The 16738-nt window shown below is 27.9% G+C and carries 10 protein-coding genes; 6 read left to right on the forward strand and 4 right to left on the reverse strand.

All coding sequences use genetic code 11. The features are described 5' to 3' along the window. Positions 1 to 13 precede the first annotated feature (13 nt). The 4 genes from T324_RS0107765 to T324_RS0107780 all read left to right on the forward strand — a co-directional run bounded on the left by T324_RS0107765 (position 14) and on the right by T324_RS0107780 (position 3949). Positions 14 to 1195, forward strand: a complete 1182-nt coding sequence (locus T324_RS0107765; RefSeq protein ID WP_028329720.1) for a M23 family metallopeptidase — start codon at positions 14 to 16, stop codon at positions 1193 to 1195. A gap of 19 nt (positions 1196 to 1214) precedes the next feature. Beyond that, a complete protein-coding gene (locus tag T324_RS0107770) occupies positions 1215 to 2390 on the forward strand; it encodes a hypothetical protein (RefSeq protein ID WP_028329721.1) in 1176 nt (391 codons plus the stop codon). Next, positions 2387 to 3241 carry a M23 family metallopeptidase gene (locus T324_RS0107775; protein WP_028329722.1) on the forward strand — a complete coding sequence of 285 codons (855 nt, stop codon included), beginning with the start codon at positions 2387 to 2389 and terminating at the stop codon, positions 3239 to 3241. The genes T324_RS0107770 and T324_RS0107775 overlap by 4 nt, the downstream gene beginning before the upstream one ends. Positions 3242 to 3445: 204 nt before the next feature. Further along, on the forward strand, positions 3446 to 3949 hold the full coding sequence (locus T324_RS0107780) for a flavin reductase family protein (protein WP_028329723.1): 504 nt from the start codon (positions 3446 to 3448) through the stop codon (positions 3947 to 3949). Between the two features lie 108 nt (positions 3950 to 4057). On the opposite strand, the gene gdhA is transcribed toward T324_RS0107780, so the two are convergent. After that, entirely contained in the window at positions 4058 to 5398 is a 1341-nt protein-coding gene (gene gdhA, locus T324_RS0107785; protein ID WP_425387432.1) for an NADP-specific glutamate dehydrogenase, read from the reverse strand. A gap of 157 nt (positions 5399 to 5555) precedes the next feature. Here gdhA and T324_RS17010 point away from each other — a divergent pair, with 157 nt between their 5' ends. After that, positions 5556 to 6956, forward strand: a complete 1401-nt coding sequence (locus T324_RS17010; protein ID WP_038375137.1) for a BspA family leucine-rich repeat surface protein — start codon at positions 5556 to 5558, stop codon at positions 6954 to 6956. Between the two features lie 111 nt (positions 6957 to 7067). Here T324_RS17010 and T324_RS0107795 read toward each other — a convergent pair whose 3' ends face one another. The 3 genes from T324_RS0107795 to T324_RS0107805 form a co-directional block, all read right to left on the reverse strand. Next, entirely contained in the window at positions 7068 to 10190 is a 3123-nt protein-coding gene (locus tag T324_RS0107795) for a type I restriction endonuclease subunit R (protein ID WP_028329725.1), read from the reverse strand. A 418-nt stretch (positions 10191 to 10608) separates the two neighbouring features. Next, the gene (locus tag T324_RS0107800) at positions 10609 to 11847 is read right to left on the reverse strand and encodes a restriction endonuclease subunit S (protein WP_028329726.1); all 1239 of its coding nucleotides are present in this window, start codon (positions 11845 to 11847) and stop codon (positions 10609 to 10611) included. 8 nt (positions 11848 to 11855) lie between these two features. Next, positions 11856 to 13445, reverse strand: coding sequence for a type I restriction-modification system subunit M (locus T324_RS0107805; protein ID WP_028329727.1), 1590 nt, complete (start codon positions 13443 to 13445; stop codon positions 11856 to 11858). A gap of 230 nt (positions 13446 to 13675) precedes the next feature. Between T324_RS0107805 and T324_RS0107810 the strand changes: the two genes are divergently transcribed. Further along, complete coding sequence (locus T324_RS0107810; protein WP_028329728.1) at positions 13676 to 16249, forward strand: BspA family leucine-rich repeat surface protein; 2574 nt, start codon at positions 13676 to 13678, stop codon at positions 16247 to 16249. The last annotated feature ends 489 nt before the right edge of the window (positions 16250 to 16738 follow it).

A 16738-nucleotide genomic window follows, 5' to 3' on the forward strand; every position in this document is an offset into this window, starting at 1 on the left:
TTAAAGGAAGTTTATGAAATACATCATTACAGTTATTTTTTTAATTTCAATATCTTTATATGCAGAATATGATTTTCAATATACAGGCAGCATTATAGTAAAAAGAGATGGTAAAGATATTAATACAAAAGGATTAGATAAAGTAAATGACAATGACATTATAGAAACTAAAAAAAAGACATCAGCAGAAGTGAAAATAAAAAATAAATATTATTATATAGCTCAAAACAGCAAAGTAAAAATTACTGAAAAAGGTGCTGAACTTATAAATGGAGCGGTTTATACTAGAAGCAGCAGTTTTGATTCTTTAAAAGATTTTGAAGTTTATGACAACAATTTACAAATATATGCTGACCCTTTCCCATTTTATGCAGGAAAAGTTTCAACTATATTTATAACATCTAAGGATGATATAAAAATAAAATCTTCAAAACTTTTAGGAAGTGCAAGACCAATAGTAAAATTTTTTGAAGTTAAAGATGCTGATGAAAAAATGAAAGTATATAAAAGTATATTCGGAATATATGTAGGTGCTCAGGATGAAAAATATCAATTTGTTTCAAATATTGAATTAAATGATAAAACAATACTTGATGTAGCTTTAAACATAAAATTAGATTTTACTCCTCCCCCTCCTAAGCCTAAACAAATACCAGGTGTTACTTCAACTATGAAAAATATTATAAGTAATCCACAAAAATCAAGAGAAGAAAGAGAATTATTAAACGGCAAAATTTATGTAAGCTATACGCCTACTAATTATGCTGATAAAGTTTATATAATGCCTTCTCAAGGAAGATATTCTTCAGGTTTCGGAGCATTCAGAGGATATACAAAAGACTATGCTAGATATCATCAAGGATTTGATATAGCAAATACAAATGGTACTCCTATAATTGCTGCAAATAATGGAGTTGTAAGAGTATCAAGAGAATTATTTGTACGCGGAAATTGTGTTGTTATAGATCATGGAGAAGGAGTATACAGCTCATACTTCCACATGTCAAAACTAATAGCAAAAGAAGGACAGTATGTTAAAAAAGGAGAAGTTATAGGACTTATAGGTTCTACAGGAATGTCAACAGGTCCTCATTGTCATTGGGAGATGAGAGCTGGAAACATGACTTTTGATCCTTTAAGCATATTGGAAAAACCTGTTTCATTTAATACTAAAGTTCTAACTAAAATAAAATAGCTAGGATAAAAAATAATAAATGAAAATAAAAGATAAGCCAATAATAAATTCAGAAAATGTACATCAAATAGAGCCTTTTTTTATTAGGTATTTAACTATTATAAGTTCTATTATTCTTATAATATTGTTTATTTTTTTCTTCGGTACAAACAGATTAAATGAAGAATATAATATTATAAATATTTGGAATAAATCTGTTTCTTCAATAGAATCTCCGTCGCATGATAATAATTTTAATATAGACGGAATATTCAAACATAATTTTTTCACTCAGCCGGAAGGAATTATACATTATTTCGATTTTAACGGAGATACAATATACAGCACAAATTTATCCAGAGGTGAATTAGCAACATTAAATAATGAAAATTTCATTATATATAAAAGGTATGGTAATTATATAGATGCTTATAATAATATGGGTATTATTATATGGCGTACAAATACATCCGTTTATCCGGAAATAGCTCCTTATGCTAAAAGAACTATATACCATTCAAGCGACAATTCAAAAATACAAATGTTTGACTTTAACAATAATCCATTAAGCAAACATATTCAATATGGAGAAATTATAACAGATGGTGCATTTGCCCTTAATACAGGTGATTATATAGCAGGATTTTCAAGCGGAGATATTGCATATATAAATAGAAATGGAAATTTAGATTTTGCTATATCTACAATACTAAGCGAAATAAATATAGTTAAATCTGTAGCCATAAGCGAATACGGAAGTTTTGCCCTATCTGTAAGCGGAATAAGACCGGAATATATTACACTTTATGACGCTAAAGGAAGCACAATATGGTATTCAGATACACAATTAAATAGAAGACGTCATGTATCATCTTATGTAAGCGAAAGATCAATGACTGCATTTATGCTTGCAGATAGAGATATTGTTTTATACTCTTTAAATAAAGGAAAAGAAATAGATAGAATTAATTTAGAAAAATATAATATGCAAAATGCTATTAATATGAAATTAAACAGTGAAACTAATTCTACAATTATGAGTATATCAAAAGATTCTAAGAGTATAATTTTCATATATGATAATAAATCTAAAGAAATAATATTTGAAAAACCTGTAAGCGGATGGGTTTATTATCTTGATATATCAAGCATACAAAATGAATATATGATAGTAAGCGACAAAATGATTTATACATATAAGAGGATAAAACTATGAAAAAATATATATTTTTATTATTTATTCTATCATCAATTTTATTTGCAAGAATTCCTATAGATAATACAAGAATAAGAATAACAAGTACATTTGGAGAATTTAGAACAGATCATTTCCATAACGGTGTAGATTTTGGAGGAAACGGTATGGAAATTTATCCTATACAAGATGGAGAAATAGTTTATTATCATGATGAATATGAAGACCCTACAAGACCTATATACGGAGTTGGAAACATACTTATGATAGAACATCCGGATAGCGTTAGAAGTTACTATTATCATATAGAACCAGGTACAATAGAAAAATCTTATGCAAAAGTAACAGAAAAAGATGTTGTAGCACTTACAGGAAACAGCGGAAGATCTGGAGGAGCTCATTTGCATTTAACTATAGAAAATATGAAGGAAGGATTAGTTGTAGATCCATTAGAATATTTAAATATATCTAAAGGCTCAGACCAAGCACCTTTAATTCATGGTATATATTTAAGAACAGAAAACAGATTAATACAAATAAAAGATCAAATGTCTATGAGATACAATGGAGAAATAAAATTATTTGTTAAAGCTTATGATTTGCTTGGAAGCATTCCTATGGGGCTAAAAAGGGTCAAAATATATATGAATGATGAATTATTGCGTGATTATGATTTTACATACTTTATAAAAAGAGATAATATTTATTATATATCTCCGAATTACACTTTTGAAGAGGTTTATGGTGTTGATTCACATTTTTATAGAGGTGGTACCTTTATCCCTAAAAGAGGAAAATATACATTCACAACAGAAGTAACTGATTTTGACAATAAATCTGTTATTTTAAGCAAAACTGTTAACTTCTATTAAAAATATTTATTATACATTAAATAGCATTTCCATTTATTATTGCTTTATATTAAATAACTACTTTGAAATTTATAATTTAAATAAATTTGCTAATATTTCCATTTTTAGCTTTACTCAAAGTTAGTTTCTTACTTTATTGTTCGTACTTGTTTTTTATAATTAATAAATTATCATATAAAATTATTTTGACACAAGGAGCATTTCATGGAAAAAATAAATTTGGCTAAAGTATCAAAAATAACTTCTCCAAATCCTGTTGCAATAGTATGCACTAACAAACCTGATGGAAGTACTAATCTTGCAACAGTATCTTGGTATACTTATCTTTCTTATAATCCCAATATGATAGCTTATGCAATGGCAAAAACTTCTTATAGCGGAGAGATGGTTCGTTTAAACAAAAAAGTTATAATTACAATTCCAAGCAAAAATATTAAAGAAGCTGTAATGGGTTGCGGAATGTATAGCGGAAAAGATACTGATAAAATAGAAAAATTTTCAATAGCAATGCAGGAAATTCCTACAAGCAATATAAAAATTCCACTCCATAGTGCGGCTGCAATACAATGCAACTTAAAAGAATTTATTGAAACAGGAGATCATTATTTATATATATGTAATGTAGAAGAAGTATATTCCAACAGTAAAGAAGAAGCAGTATTTGCATGGGAAAGTTATAGCAAGATAGCAGCAGCTAAAGAGGCATAATTATTATAACATTTTATGAATATTTTTTATTATTATATTGCTTAATAAATATAATGCCATTAGTAATATTTCATACTAATGGCATTACCTCAAAACTATATAAAGTAATTAAACTAAACCATAAGGAATCATTATATCAGCAACTTTAACAAATCCTGCTATATTGGCACCTTTCAAATAATCACCTTTGAATCCGTACTCTTCAGCAGTTTGATAACAAGTATTATGAATATTAGCCATAATATTTTTAAGTTTGTTATCAGTATAATCAAACTCCCATTTATCCATAGAAGCATTTTGCTGCATTTCTAAAGCAGAAGTAGCAACACCTCCGGCATTTGTAGCCTTTCCTGGTGCGAATAATACTCCGGCTTTTTGGAAAGCTTCAACGGCTTCAGGAGTAGCAGGCATATTAGCTCCCTCAGTAACAGCAATACATCCGTTTTTAATAAGAGTTTCAGCACTTTTAGCATCAAGTTCATTTTGAGTAGCACAAGGCAAAGCAATGTCGCATGCAATATCCCAAATATTTCCATTTTCTATATATTTAGCAGAAGAATGAGCATTAACATACTCTTTAATTCTTTTTCTTTCTACTTCTTTTAATCTTTTTACAGTATCTAAATTGATACCGTTTTCATCATAAACAACACCATTAGAGTCAGAACAAGCAACTACTTTAGCACCTAACTGAGAAGCTTTTTCCATAGCATATATAGCAACATTACCAGAACCTGAAACTACTACTTTTTTACCTTCAAAACCATTTTTACCATTAGTTTTAAGCATAAGATCAGTAAAGTATACAAGTCCGTATCCTGTAGCCTCTCTGCGTACTAATGAACCGCCATATCCTAAACCTTTACCTGTTAATACACCAGGTTCAAATCTATTTTTTAGTCTTTTGTATTGACCGAATAAATATCCAATCTCTCTAGCACCAACTCCTATATCTCCAGCAGGAACATCTATATCATATCCTATATGTCTTTGAAGCTCTGTCATAAAGCTTTGGCAGAAACGCATAACTTCATTATCGCTTTTTCCTTTAGGGTCAAAGTCAGAACCGCCTTTACCTCCTCCTATAGGGAGTCCTGTGAGTGCATTTTTAAATATTTGTTCAAAACTTAAGAATTTGATAATTCCTAAATAAACAGATGGGTGAAAACGAAGTCCACCTTTGTATGGTCCTATAACACTTGAGAACTGTACACGGAAACCTCTGTTTACATGTATTTCTCCTTTATCATCCATCCAAGGAACTCTAAACATAATTTGTCTTTCAGGCTCGCATATTCTTTCTATTATTTTCTGTTCAATATAATGAGGCTTTTTCTTCAATACAACTTCTAAAGTACTTAACACTTCTTTTACCGCTTGATGAAATTCTGCTTCACCAGGGTTTCTTTTTACTATTTTGTTGTAAATGGCTTCTAACTGTTCATTCATTTGAGAAGACATAAATTAATCTCCTTTTTTTATTTTTTGTTTGTTGGAAATATTATATATCAAATAGTATTATTGTCAATAGTAATATTTTAAGTTTTTTAATTGAAATATAATTAAAAACATTATAGATTTTATATATAAACAATAAGGAAATTTTATGGCAAAAGAAAAATATAAACCAGAAACAAAAGATGAACTAATAGATTTGATAGAAAGAAAAATAAAGTTTAACAAAATAGATACAAGCCTTATAACAGATATGTCAAGTTTATTTGAAAATTCTATCCTAAGAAATTTCAGAGGTATTGAGACTTGGGACACATCAAAAGTAACAAATATGAAGAGTATGTTTGAAGGAGCTAAAAGTTTTAATCATGATATATCTAATTGGAATGTATCTAATGTTAAAGATATGAATAGTATATTTTGGAGTTGTAAAAAGTTTAATCAAGATTTAAATAATTGGAATGTGTCTAATGTTGAAAATATGAGTTTTATGTTTTATGGGGCGGTATCTTTCAATCAGTCATTGAATAATTGGAATGTAGGCAATGTTAAAAATATGTATGGAATGTTTAATGGATGTAAGGTATTTAATCAGGATTTAAACAATTGGAATGTATCTAGTGTTGAAAATATGAGTACTATGTTTTTTGAAGCAGAAAATTTCAATCAGCCTTTAAATAACTGGAATGTAAGTAATGTTAATAAGATGTATAGTATGTTTGGAAGATGTAAGAATTTTAATCAAAGTTTGAATGATTGGAATGTATCTAATGTTACCGATATTAATAGTATGTTTAAAGGTGCAGAAAGTTTTAATCAGCCATTAAACAATTGGGATACTTTCAATGTTGAAAATATGTCTGGTATGTTTGAGGAAGCAGTGAATTTTAATCAGAGTTTAAATGATTGGGATACCGGCAAAGTAAAAGATATGGCAAATATGTTTTGTAAATGTAAAAATTTTAATCAGCCATTAAATAATTGGAATACTTCAAATGTTACAAATATGCGATGTATGTTTTTTGAGGCAGAAAATTTTAATCAGGATATTAACAAATGGAATGTAACAAATATAGAAAATATGCTTTCTATGTTTGAGAATGCTTATAGTTTTAATCAGCCTTTAGATAATTGGGATACATCTAATGTTTTATATATGAATCGTATGTTTTTTAATGCAAAGAATTTCAATCAGCATCTTAATAATTGGAATGTGTCTAATGTTAAAAATATGAAAGATATGTTTTCCGGCTGTGAAAGTTTTAATCAGTCAATAGGGGATTGGAAAATAAATAAAACTTGTGTTATTGATAATATATTTGAAAATGCTGTTTCTTTAAAAAATGTTGAATCAATACTTAATATTTATTTTCTTGCTAGAGGAAATCATAAAAAAAGACTTTTATCTATGCTTGAAGAATGTGATATTAAAGAGGTTTATACAGAATCTATAAAATATACCAAATTAAAAGATTTTGTAAAAAAGCTTGAAAATGTATATTATGATGAATTAAAAGAATTGATTGATAAGAAAGAAGATATTATAAAATAGCATAAACAGAAGAATAAAAAATAAATAGTTAATATATTTATTATATTATACTATACTATTACAATATTTATATATTTGTAATAGTATAATTGTTTTATGTATTTAAAATATTTATATTAAACCTGAATACTTTTCAAAGAAAGACATCAATTTTTCTACAACAATTTGTTTTTTCTCAATTTTATTTCCCTGCTTGCTGAATCTTGATATTGGAGGAAGTATTTTATCAATGTCTGTTCCGGAAGTTCTTATTTCTCCATATTCAAAACAGCTAGTTATAAAATCATTTGTTTCTTTTTCTTTTAAATTTTCCTCTTTAATTATTTGTATTAAATCTTTTTCTTTTTCTTCTTTTACGTATTTGTAGAATTCATCTTGAATATCTGTGTCGGAAGCATTCATTTGATTAATAAAGTTTTCAATCAATTCTCTTTTGCTTCTTAATTCAATACCTGCATTAATTAATTTTCTAACATGTTCTATTATAGTATCTTTGTCTTTATTTTCATTTTTGTATCTTGCCACTATTAGAAGTATATAATCAATATTTACTTCAACTTGTTTAATGAGTTCTATTTCAAATACAACATCATCTTGAATATTTTCTATTTCAGAATTATTTTTATCTTTTTCTTTGCTTTGAGTAATCTCTGTATATAAATCAGAATATTTTCCGCTGTAATCCTGAAAATCTATATCAGACAGTATTTTTTCTCTGTCTTCTCTAAAACTATCGAAAGCAGAAAGAGTGTTTCTTATTTTTAATAAATCACCAAATAATTTAATAAATAATTTTTTGTCTTCTTCTGTAACAATAGCTTCATTAATAGGGAATTTAGTTTTTAGTAAATCAACAATTTCTGTGTATCCTAAAACATGTTCACCGTTTTCATCGTAGCCGTTAAAATAATCTTTATAAGTTTTAAGTAATGCTATAGAGTTGGCATCTTTATCACCGAAAACAGAAAGAGCTTTGTTTGTATTTTCTTCTAAGTTCATGAAAGAAACTATATTTCCGAAAGTTTTAACAGAGTTCAAAATTCTGTTCGTTCTAGAAAAGGCCTGTATAAGTCCATGCATTTGTAGTCTCTTATCAACCCATAAAGTATTTAAAGTAGGTGCATCAAAACCAGTTAAAAACATATTTACTACTATTAAAATATCAATTTGATTATTTTTCATCTGCAATGAAACATCTTTGTAGTAATTTTCAAATTTCTCATCAGATGTATCATAATTTGTTTTGAATATTTGATTATAATCTTTTATAGCACTTTCAAGAAACTCTCTTGAATCTTCATCAAGATTTTTAGGTTCAAAATTTTCTTCTTGAATTGTATCATCATAATTGTCATTGTTATCATTTTGTACAAAACTAAATATTGTAGCAACTTTTAAATTGCTTGAAGTTTCGCTTATTTGTTTTTGAAACTCTTTATAATATTTCTTAGCTGCTTTTATTGAAGATACGGCAAAAATGGAATTAAATCCTTTAACTGTATCTTTCTTCTTTATTTCTGCAACAGTATTATGCTTTGATTTAGCCATATCCTCTACATTTACAATAATATCATGACTATAAGCGGCATTATTGGAATTTCTGTAAGTTTTCTGATCAAAATGTTCTATTATGTATTTTACTATTAATCTTATTCTTTCATCATTTAAAAGTACATCATCTGTATTTATGCCTTTAACTTTTTTATCTTCAAAATCTTTAGCTTCTTTCACAGTATTAATATAATCTATTCTAAAAGGCAAAACATTTTTATCACGAATGGCGTCAACTATAGTATATGTGTGAAGTTTTTCTCCGAAAGCATTTTCAGTAGTTTTTAGATTCGGATATTTTTCATCGTCTTTTTCTTTTTTGAAAATAGGCGTGCCTGTAAATCCGAATATATTATAATTTTTAAAAGCCTTTTTTATTTTTTCATTCATCTCGCCAAATTGAGAACGATGACATTCATCAAAAATCATAACAATATGCTTTTTATAAACTTCATGATTTTCATTTTTCTGAATGAACCTTGATAATTTCTGAATGGTAGTAATAATTATTTTTACATCATCTTTTTCTAATTGCTCTTTCAATATTTTTGTAGAAGTGTTACTGTTGGCTGCACCTTTTTGAAATTTATCATATTCTTTCATAGTCTGATAATCTAGGTCTTTTCTATCAACTACAAAAAGTACTTTATCTACAAAATGAAGCGATCTAGCTAAAGTGGCAGTTTTAAAACTTGTAAGAGTTTTTCCGCTTCCTGTGGTATGCCAAATATAACCGCCTGATTCTTTTTTTGATCTTATTTTATGATTTTCAGATAGTATAATTTTGTTTATAATCTTCTCTGCTGCTGCAATCTGATAAGGACGCATAACTAAAAGTGCTTTGTCTGAAGTAAATACACAATATTTAGTTAATATATTTAATAGAGTAAATTTTGAAAAGAAAGTTTTAGTAAAATCCACCAAGTCTGGAATAATTTTATTTCTAGCATCAGCCCAAAAACTTGTAAACTCAAAAGTATTTGAAGTTTTTACTTGACGTTCACTATTCTTTATATGTCTATATCTTGTGGTATTTGAATAATATTTTGTATTAGTACCATTTGATATAACGAATAATTGTACATATTGATAAAGTCCAGAACCAACCCAGAAATTGTCTTCTCCGTATCTGTTTATTTGATTGAATGCCTCTCTTATATTAACGCCTCTTCTTTTCAGCTCAATATGAACCATAGGCAAGCCGTTTATTAAAATAGTAACATCGTATCTGGCTTTTTTCGCTGAACTTTCTTCTTTATATTGATTAATAACTTGTAAATTATTATTATATATATTATCAGCATCTATTAAATAAATATTTTTAGTTTCTCCATTGTCCTGTTTTAATATAAAAATGCGTTCTTCCTGTATCTTAAAAGTTTTATGTTCTATCTTCTCATTACCGTTTGCTATAGTGTTATGAAAGAAATTATCCCATTCATTTTCGGTAAAAGTATAATCGTTTAATTTTTCTAATTGCTTTCTAAGGTTTTTAATCAAATCATTTTCATTTTTTATATTTACATATTCATAACCCTGTTCGGTAAGCTGTTTGATAAATCCTTCTTCAAGTTCTTCTTCTGTTTGATATTTAGTTCTTGTTCTCTCTATAGGTGTATATTTAGCGACAACAGTACTTTCCTCAGACATTTTAATGATATCAATGTTTTCTTTATTTTCCATAAAATAACCTCTTATTTGTATTTTTATTATTACAAATCTATTTAATGATGTGTTCTTTTTTGCCTACACATACGCTCTGCGGACTTCATAAAAGAACCAAAAAATTTTATTTAAATAAAAAACGCAGGCTAAAGCCTTTTGTATAGAAATAAAAGTTTTACTAATACTTTCTACTTTTAGTATATAATTAAACTTTCTTCTCCTTAAAGTATTCGCCATACGGGCTTCCCGCACGGTAACGCTTTATATTATCAAATGTCAACTATACGCGACCGAACGAAGTGAGGAAGTACCCGAAGGGTATGCGGCTGATTACTTTTCATTTTTCAAAATTAGGGTATCCCGCCCGCCCACCCTTTAAAGTTAAACAAACATTTTTAAAGAATAAGCCTGCAAATCTAAATTTTTTAAAAAATAATTAAACTTTCTTCTCCTTAAAAGTTAATAACTTATCCCTATAATACTCATACTGTTTTTTACGCATTTCAATTTCCGCAGGCAGCCCTGAACTAATGTCATTACATAAAGCGTCAAAACGGTCAAGTATTTTAACGATTTGTTCCTGCTCCTTTAAATCTATAATAGGAAATTCAAATTTATTAAATTTAGTCATATCAACAGAAGCAAAATTTCCTTGATTCAGGCAATTTAAACAATATTCTTTTAATTTAAAACAATAATAAAATAGAAAAAATATATTAAATTTATTTTTATATTCATCTTTTAAAATAAGATATGTAAAACGCTGATTGGCTAATGATTCACATGTTATTAATGCATGCTCTCCAATAGTTGCTGAAGTTGAAACGATAATAGAATTTTTAGGGAATACATTTCCTTTAATAGCCGAAAAAGAAACTTTTTGTATAGCTTCTTTTAATATTCTTCCATTTTCTCTAATATCTTCCATTCTAAACCAAGAGACATCATCTGAACACCAAAATTCTGGATTACTTTTTGAAGGAGTATAACCATTTTTTGTATAAAATAAATCTTTAAGTTGTATTTTAGGTACATTATCGCCAAAAGTAAGAATTTTATCTCTATAATACTCATACTGTTTTTTTCTTGAAATATATTCTTTATGCAAAAGATTTTGTAATTCTGCAGTCTTTAATGTGAATTCATCTAATATACGCACTATCTCTTTTTGTATTTCTATTGGAGGGATTGGAATAATAATATCAAGAACCCTTGACATATCAGGGTGTTTAATTCCTGCTCCTCTATAAAATGAAGATATCAAATCTAATTTATTAATTAATACATAATATAAAAATTTATTATCTAATTTATTTACATCTATTGAAGTAGCTATTCTATTATCACTTGTAATAAACTTACCTTTATAATATTGAACTATTGGGTTTCCTCCCCAAGGAATACATACTACTTCGCCATCAGTTAAAGTGTCATTAACTAATTCTTCTAAAGTAAATAAATCACTACAATTTGTAGTTAATATTTTTACATTTCCATTTGGTACTATTAGCTGCTTTAATTCATCTGCTAAATAATATTTATATTTAATGGTATTACTTTGTTTTTCTTTATCAACTGAATTAAATTTTTTATCCCATATTGTAACTGACCATAAAGGAACATATTCCACGCCGTCGGGACAGTGTTTTTTTATCAAGTTTTCTAGGGTACTCATAATAGTTTTCAGCCCTCTATTTCTTTGATAATTTTATCTATTTCTTTACGTAGTTTCTCTTCCTTCAAAACTATTTCTTCAATTTCTTTATTCAATACTTTTATATCTACTTTTTCCCTTGTGTCTTTCTGCTCTACATAAGTGGATACTGATAAATTATAGTCCTGTGCTTCTATCTCTTCCTTTTTCGCTAAATAGCATTTATGTTTTTTAGTTTCTCTTTTTGTAAAATAAGATAAAATATCTTCTATATTCTTATCGCTTAATTTGTTATTATTAGTTGCCTTTTCATAATCTTCGCTTGCATCTATAAATAAAGTTTTGCCGTCTATCTTTGATTTTGATAATACCATTATACAAGTGGCTATTGATGTGCCGTAAAATAAATTGTCAGGAAGCTGTATAATGCATTCTATAAAATTATTGTCTATTAAATATTTTCTGATTTTCTGTTCTGCTCCGCCTCTGTACATAATGCCAGGGAAACATACTATTGCCGCAAGTGCTGCAGTATCAAGCCAAGAAAGAGAATGAAGAATAAATGCAAAATCTGCTTTTGATTTTGGTGCCAATATTCCAGCAGGAGCATAACGCGGATCATTTATTAAAAGAGTATTGTCTTCGCCTGCCCATTTTATAGAGTAGGGAGGATTTGAAACTATTGCATCAAAAGGTTCATCGTCTACATGTTTGGGTTCTGTTAAAGTATCTCCATGAGCTATATCAAATTTCTCATAACCTATATCATGCAGAAACATATTTATTCTGCATAGGTTGTATGTGGTGATATTTATTTCCTGTCCGAAATAAAATATTTCGTCCTTATCTTCTTGTAATATCTTTTTGAATTTTAAAAGTAATGAACCGCTTCCGCATGCAGGGTCGTATACTCTTCTTATTTTGCTTTTTCCAGTAACTGCAATTCTTGTGAGAAGTTCAGAAACTTCCTGAGGCGTAAAAAACTCTCCTCCGCTTTTGCCTGCATTTGATGCATACATACCCATCAAATATTCATAAGCATCACCGAATGCATCGATTGAATGATCTTTAAAATCTCCAAGTTCTATATCAGCAATACCGTTTATAAGTTTTATTAATCTTTCATTTCTTTTTATTACTGTAGGGCCTAATTTGTTGCTGTTTACATCTATATCATCAAAAAGCCCTGCAATTTTTGTTTCGCTTCTTGTTCCTTTAGCTGAGTTTTCTATATCTTTAAATATTTTCTGAAGTCTTTCGTTAAGATTATGTTTATCTTTGCTGTCTTCTTTATTGATTTTATTATTAGCTTCTTTTCTTATATTTTCAAAAAGTTCGCTAGGATATATAAAAAATCCTTGTTCTTCTATAGTATATTCTTTTATATGTTCAACATCTTCATCTTTTAAATCTGCATAATTAAAATCTTTATAGCCTGCCTTCCATTCGTTTTCATTCATATAGTTGGCAAGATGTTCGGAAATATATCTGTAAAACAGCATTCCAAGTACATACTGTTTAAAATCCCAACCGTCAACGCTTCCTCTTAAGTCGTCCGCTATTTTCCATATTTTGCTGTGAAGCTCATCGCGTTCTATTATGCTTTTATTATCTGCCATTTCTTACTCCAAATTATACAAATCCATATTATTTTAACATATTAAATGATTTTCTCAACATTTTTATATATTTTATTGAATTATAATTAATGTTTAATATAAATTAACAATATAAACTTTGGTATTATAATATGAAAATAAACTTCTTTTTTATATAGAAAATTTATACGATATATATTATACTATAAATCCGTATTATAATTATGTAAACTTATTATGAGGAGAAATTGATGAAGAAGTATAAACCTGAAACAAAACAAGAATTAGAACAATTAGTGTATACTGACGGAATAAAACTCTATGATGTAGATACAAGCCTTATTACAGATATGAGCGAGCTTTTTCATAACAGTACCAGAAAAGATTTTGAAGGCATAGAAGATTGGGACGTTTCTAATGTTGAAGATATGTCATATATGTTTGCCCATATGAGTTATGATAGTTTTGAGAACCGTTCTAAAGCTAAGTTTAATCATAATCTTAATAATTGGAATGTATCTAAAGTTAAGCATATGAGTTTTATGTTTTATTATTGTCAGGATTTTAATCAGCCTTTAGATAAATGGGACGTTTCTAATGTTCAAGATACGTTTAGAATGTTTGATAATTGTAAAAAATTCAATCAGCCTTTAAACAGCTGGAATGTATCCAATGTTACAAATATGAGCGGTATGTTTCAGGTAGCGGAAAGTTTCAATCAGCCTTTAGACAAGTGGGACGTTTCAAAGGTTACAACTATGAGGGCTATGTTTAATTATGCTAAAGCTTTTAATCAAGATATAAGTAATTGGAATGTTAGTAAAGTTGAAGATATGGGTTATATGTTTAGTATATGCGTCAATTTTAATCAGCCTCTTAATGATTGGGACGTATCTAAAGTAAAAACTATGGAAGGTATGTTTAGAAATGCTTTCAAATTCAATCAGCCTCTTGATAAATGGAATACTTCAAAGGTTGAAAATATGAATCAGATGTTTAATGAGGCTTTAAAATTTAATCAGCCTTTAAATAGCTGGAATGTTTCCAATGTAAAAACTATGGAAGCTATGTTTCAAGGCACTGAATCTTTTAATCAGCCTTTGGATAAATGGGATACAAAAAAATTAAAAACAATGTTTGGAATGTTTGACTTTGCTGAAGGTTATAATTGTTTTGACTCATTAGCAAACTGGGATTTGAATAAAGTATCAGAAATGAGTAATTTATGTTTTAAAAGGTATGAAGAACTGCCTTTAAGAATCAAAGCATATCTTCAGGCATTTTATGGTTCTTATAAAGATTATTTAACTGTTACAAAAGATAATGTCAAAGAAATATATGATCTTATTTCAAAAGACACAAATAAAAAAGTTTTGTCATTTAAAAAGAGATTAGAAAGCGAGTTTAGCGAAGAACTTTCATCTGTTACAGATAATTACAATTTTAATACTATAGAAGAAGCAGAAAAGTATGTTGAAAATAATTATAATAAAAAAGATGATAAGAAAGTAAGCTTTATAAATGATTATAAGGTTTTAATAAAAGATAAATCAAGAGAAGTTGACACTAAAGTTTTAAAATATATATATTTGGAATACTTGCTACTTAAAAGAGATGTTAAAAGATTATTGCAGATTGATAATATAGTTAATTTACTTGATAAAGAATCATTTATAAATTTTGCTAAAAATATTTATGATGAAACTAATAAAGAAACAGCTGCTTTTATTTATGGAATATATGGAGGAGATGAGGCAGTAAAAAATATATATAAAAAAGAACATGATACAAAACTTTCGCTTTTAATAATTAAATTAAATATAGAAAGTAAATATGCCCTCAGATTATTATATGAAATATATTCAAATACAAAAAAATCTGAAGTCAGTTATGAAGCTGATAAATTGATTGATGAAGTTATTAAAAAAATGAATATTAGCTATGAAGAGTTTGAATTAAGATTTTCCCCTGATTTCAGCTTTAATTCTAAAGGTGAAAAAGTATTAAATGAAGATTATAAATTAATTTTGAATAGCGATTATTCTTTGAGTCTTTTTGATATAAAAAATAATAAGGAACTTAAAAAAGCTCCTCAGAACCTTCCAGAAGATTTAAAAGAAGAAATAACAAAATTAAGAAAAGAAATTCCTTCCTTTATGAAAAATACTGCTTCTCTTTTAGCTGTTTTATTAGCAAGCGGAGAAAAATACAGTTACGATTTGTTCAAAGAGATTTTTATTGATAATGCCATGATGAATAGATTTGCTTCATCTTTAATATGGAATCTATATGACAAAGATGATAATTTTGTAACAACTTTCAGATATTCAGGTGACGGAAGTTATTCAAACTGTGAAGATGAAGAAGTAAAAATAGATGATAATAGTTTTGTAAGTTTAGCGAGTCCTATAGAAATGGACGATGAAACTATCAATAAATGGAGAAAACAGCTTGAAGATTATGAAATAGCACAGCCTTTACAGCAATTAACTATTATAAAATTAGATAAAGATAATTTGAAAAGCGAAGTAGAAAAAATAGATAATTCAGAAATAGCTTATGGTACTTTCAAGGCTTTCGGTGCAAGATATGGAATGTATACTGAATATATAGGCTATGATGTAGTTTCAAGTTATTCATTAAAATCAAAGAATGGAGATACTTTTAGTATATATGCTAATGTTAATTCAAAAACTGATTTTCATGACAGAGTAAAAATTGATATTTATTTTACTAATGAAAATGATGATGGAGTAAGTAAAAGATTTATTTATACTTTGTTAGTATTAATGATTTGGGATTTTAGATTGACAGATTTATTTTAATTAAACTAAAAATTTTTAAGTTTGTCAATGTTTTTGTTGTTCTTTTTCCCGCCGCACGCCACAGGCGGACAGCGTCAAAGAACCATACGAAGTACGCCTGCGGCGAAAGTGCAAGTGTAAAATTAGTACTAAATAATACTAAAGTTGTCTTACATGTAAGATAACTTTATTAAATTAAAGCCCAAATGTAGCTTTTTTGCTTCTTTGTGGCAATACCACAGGTACTTCCTTCGGTCGCAAAAGAAGTAGGGTTGCCGAAGGCACGCACAGCGGGGGCAAAGCCCCAGATATCAAAACAAAAATATAACTTTACTTTTGACAAAATATAATTGTTTAGGTATAACCTAAAATTTATACTAAAAAATGTAGTTTTTTTGGTTATTTTATACCAATACCGAAAGGTACCTTGCCTACGGCACGCAGAGCATCGGTAAAAGAACTGGGGGGCGGGGGCTAGTCCCCGCAAATAATTAAGATAAAAAACGAATT

Source organism: Brachyspira alvinipulli ATCC 51933, assembly GCF_000518245.1.
Taxonomy (GTDB): Bacteria; Spirochaetota; Brachyspiria; order Brachyspirales; family Brachyspiraceae; genus Brachyspira; species Brachyspira alvinipulli.

Bases quoted from the DNA above. Each gene is read 5' to 3' on its own strand.
- T324_RS0107765 (WP_028329720.1), top strand. From the start codon at position 14: ATGAAATACATCATTACAGTTATTTTTTTAATTTCAATATCTTTATAT.
- T324_RS0107770 (WP_028329721.1), top strand. From the start codon at position 1,215: ATGAAAATAAAAGATAAGCCAATAATAAATTCAGAAAATGTACATCAA.
- T324_RS0107775 (WP_028329722.1), top strand. From the start codon at position 2,387: ATGAAAAAATATATATTTTTATTATTTATTCTATCATCAATTTTATTT.
- T324_RS0107780 (WP_028329723.1), top strand. From the start codon at position 3,446: ATGGAAAAAATAAATTTGGCTAAAGTATCAAAAATAACTTCTCCAAAT.
- gdhA (WP_425387432.1), bottom strand. From the start codon at position 5,398: ATGAATGAACAGTTAGAAGCCATTTACAACAAAATAGTAAAAAGAAAC.
- T324_RS17010 (WP_038375137.1), top strand. From the start codon at position 5,556: ATGGCAAAAGAAAAATATAAACCAGAAACAAAAGATGAACTAATAGAT.
- T324_RS0107795 (WP_028329725.1), bottom strand. From the start codon at position 10,190: ATGGAAAATAAAGAAAACATTGATATCATTAAAATGTCTGAGGAAAGT.
- T324_RS0107800 (WP_028329726.1), bottom strand. From the start codon at position 11,847: ATGAGTACCCTAGAAAACTTGATAAAAAAACACTGTCCCGACGGCGTG.
- T324_RS0107805 (WP_028329727.1), bottom strand. From the start codon at position 13,445: ATGGCAGATAATAAAAGCATAATAGAACGCGATGAGCTTCACAGCAAA.
- T324_RS0107810 (WP_028329728.1), top strand. From the start codon at position 13,676: ATGAAGAAGTATAAACCTGAAACAAAACAAGAATTAGAACAATTAGTG.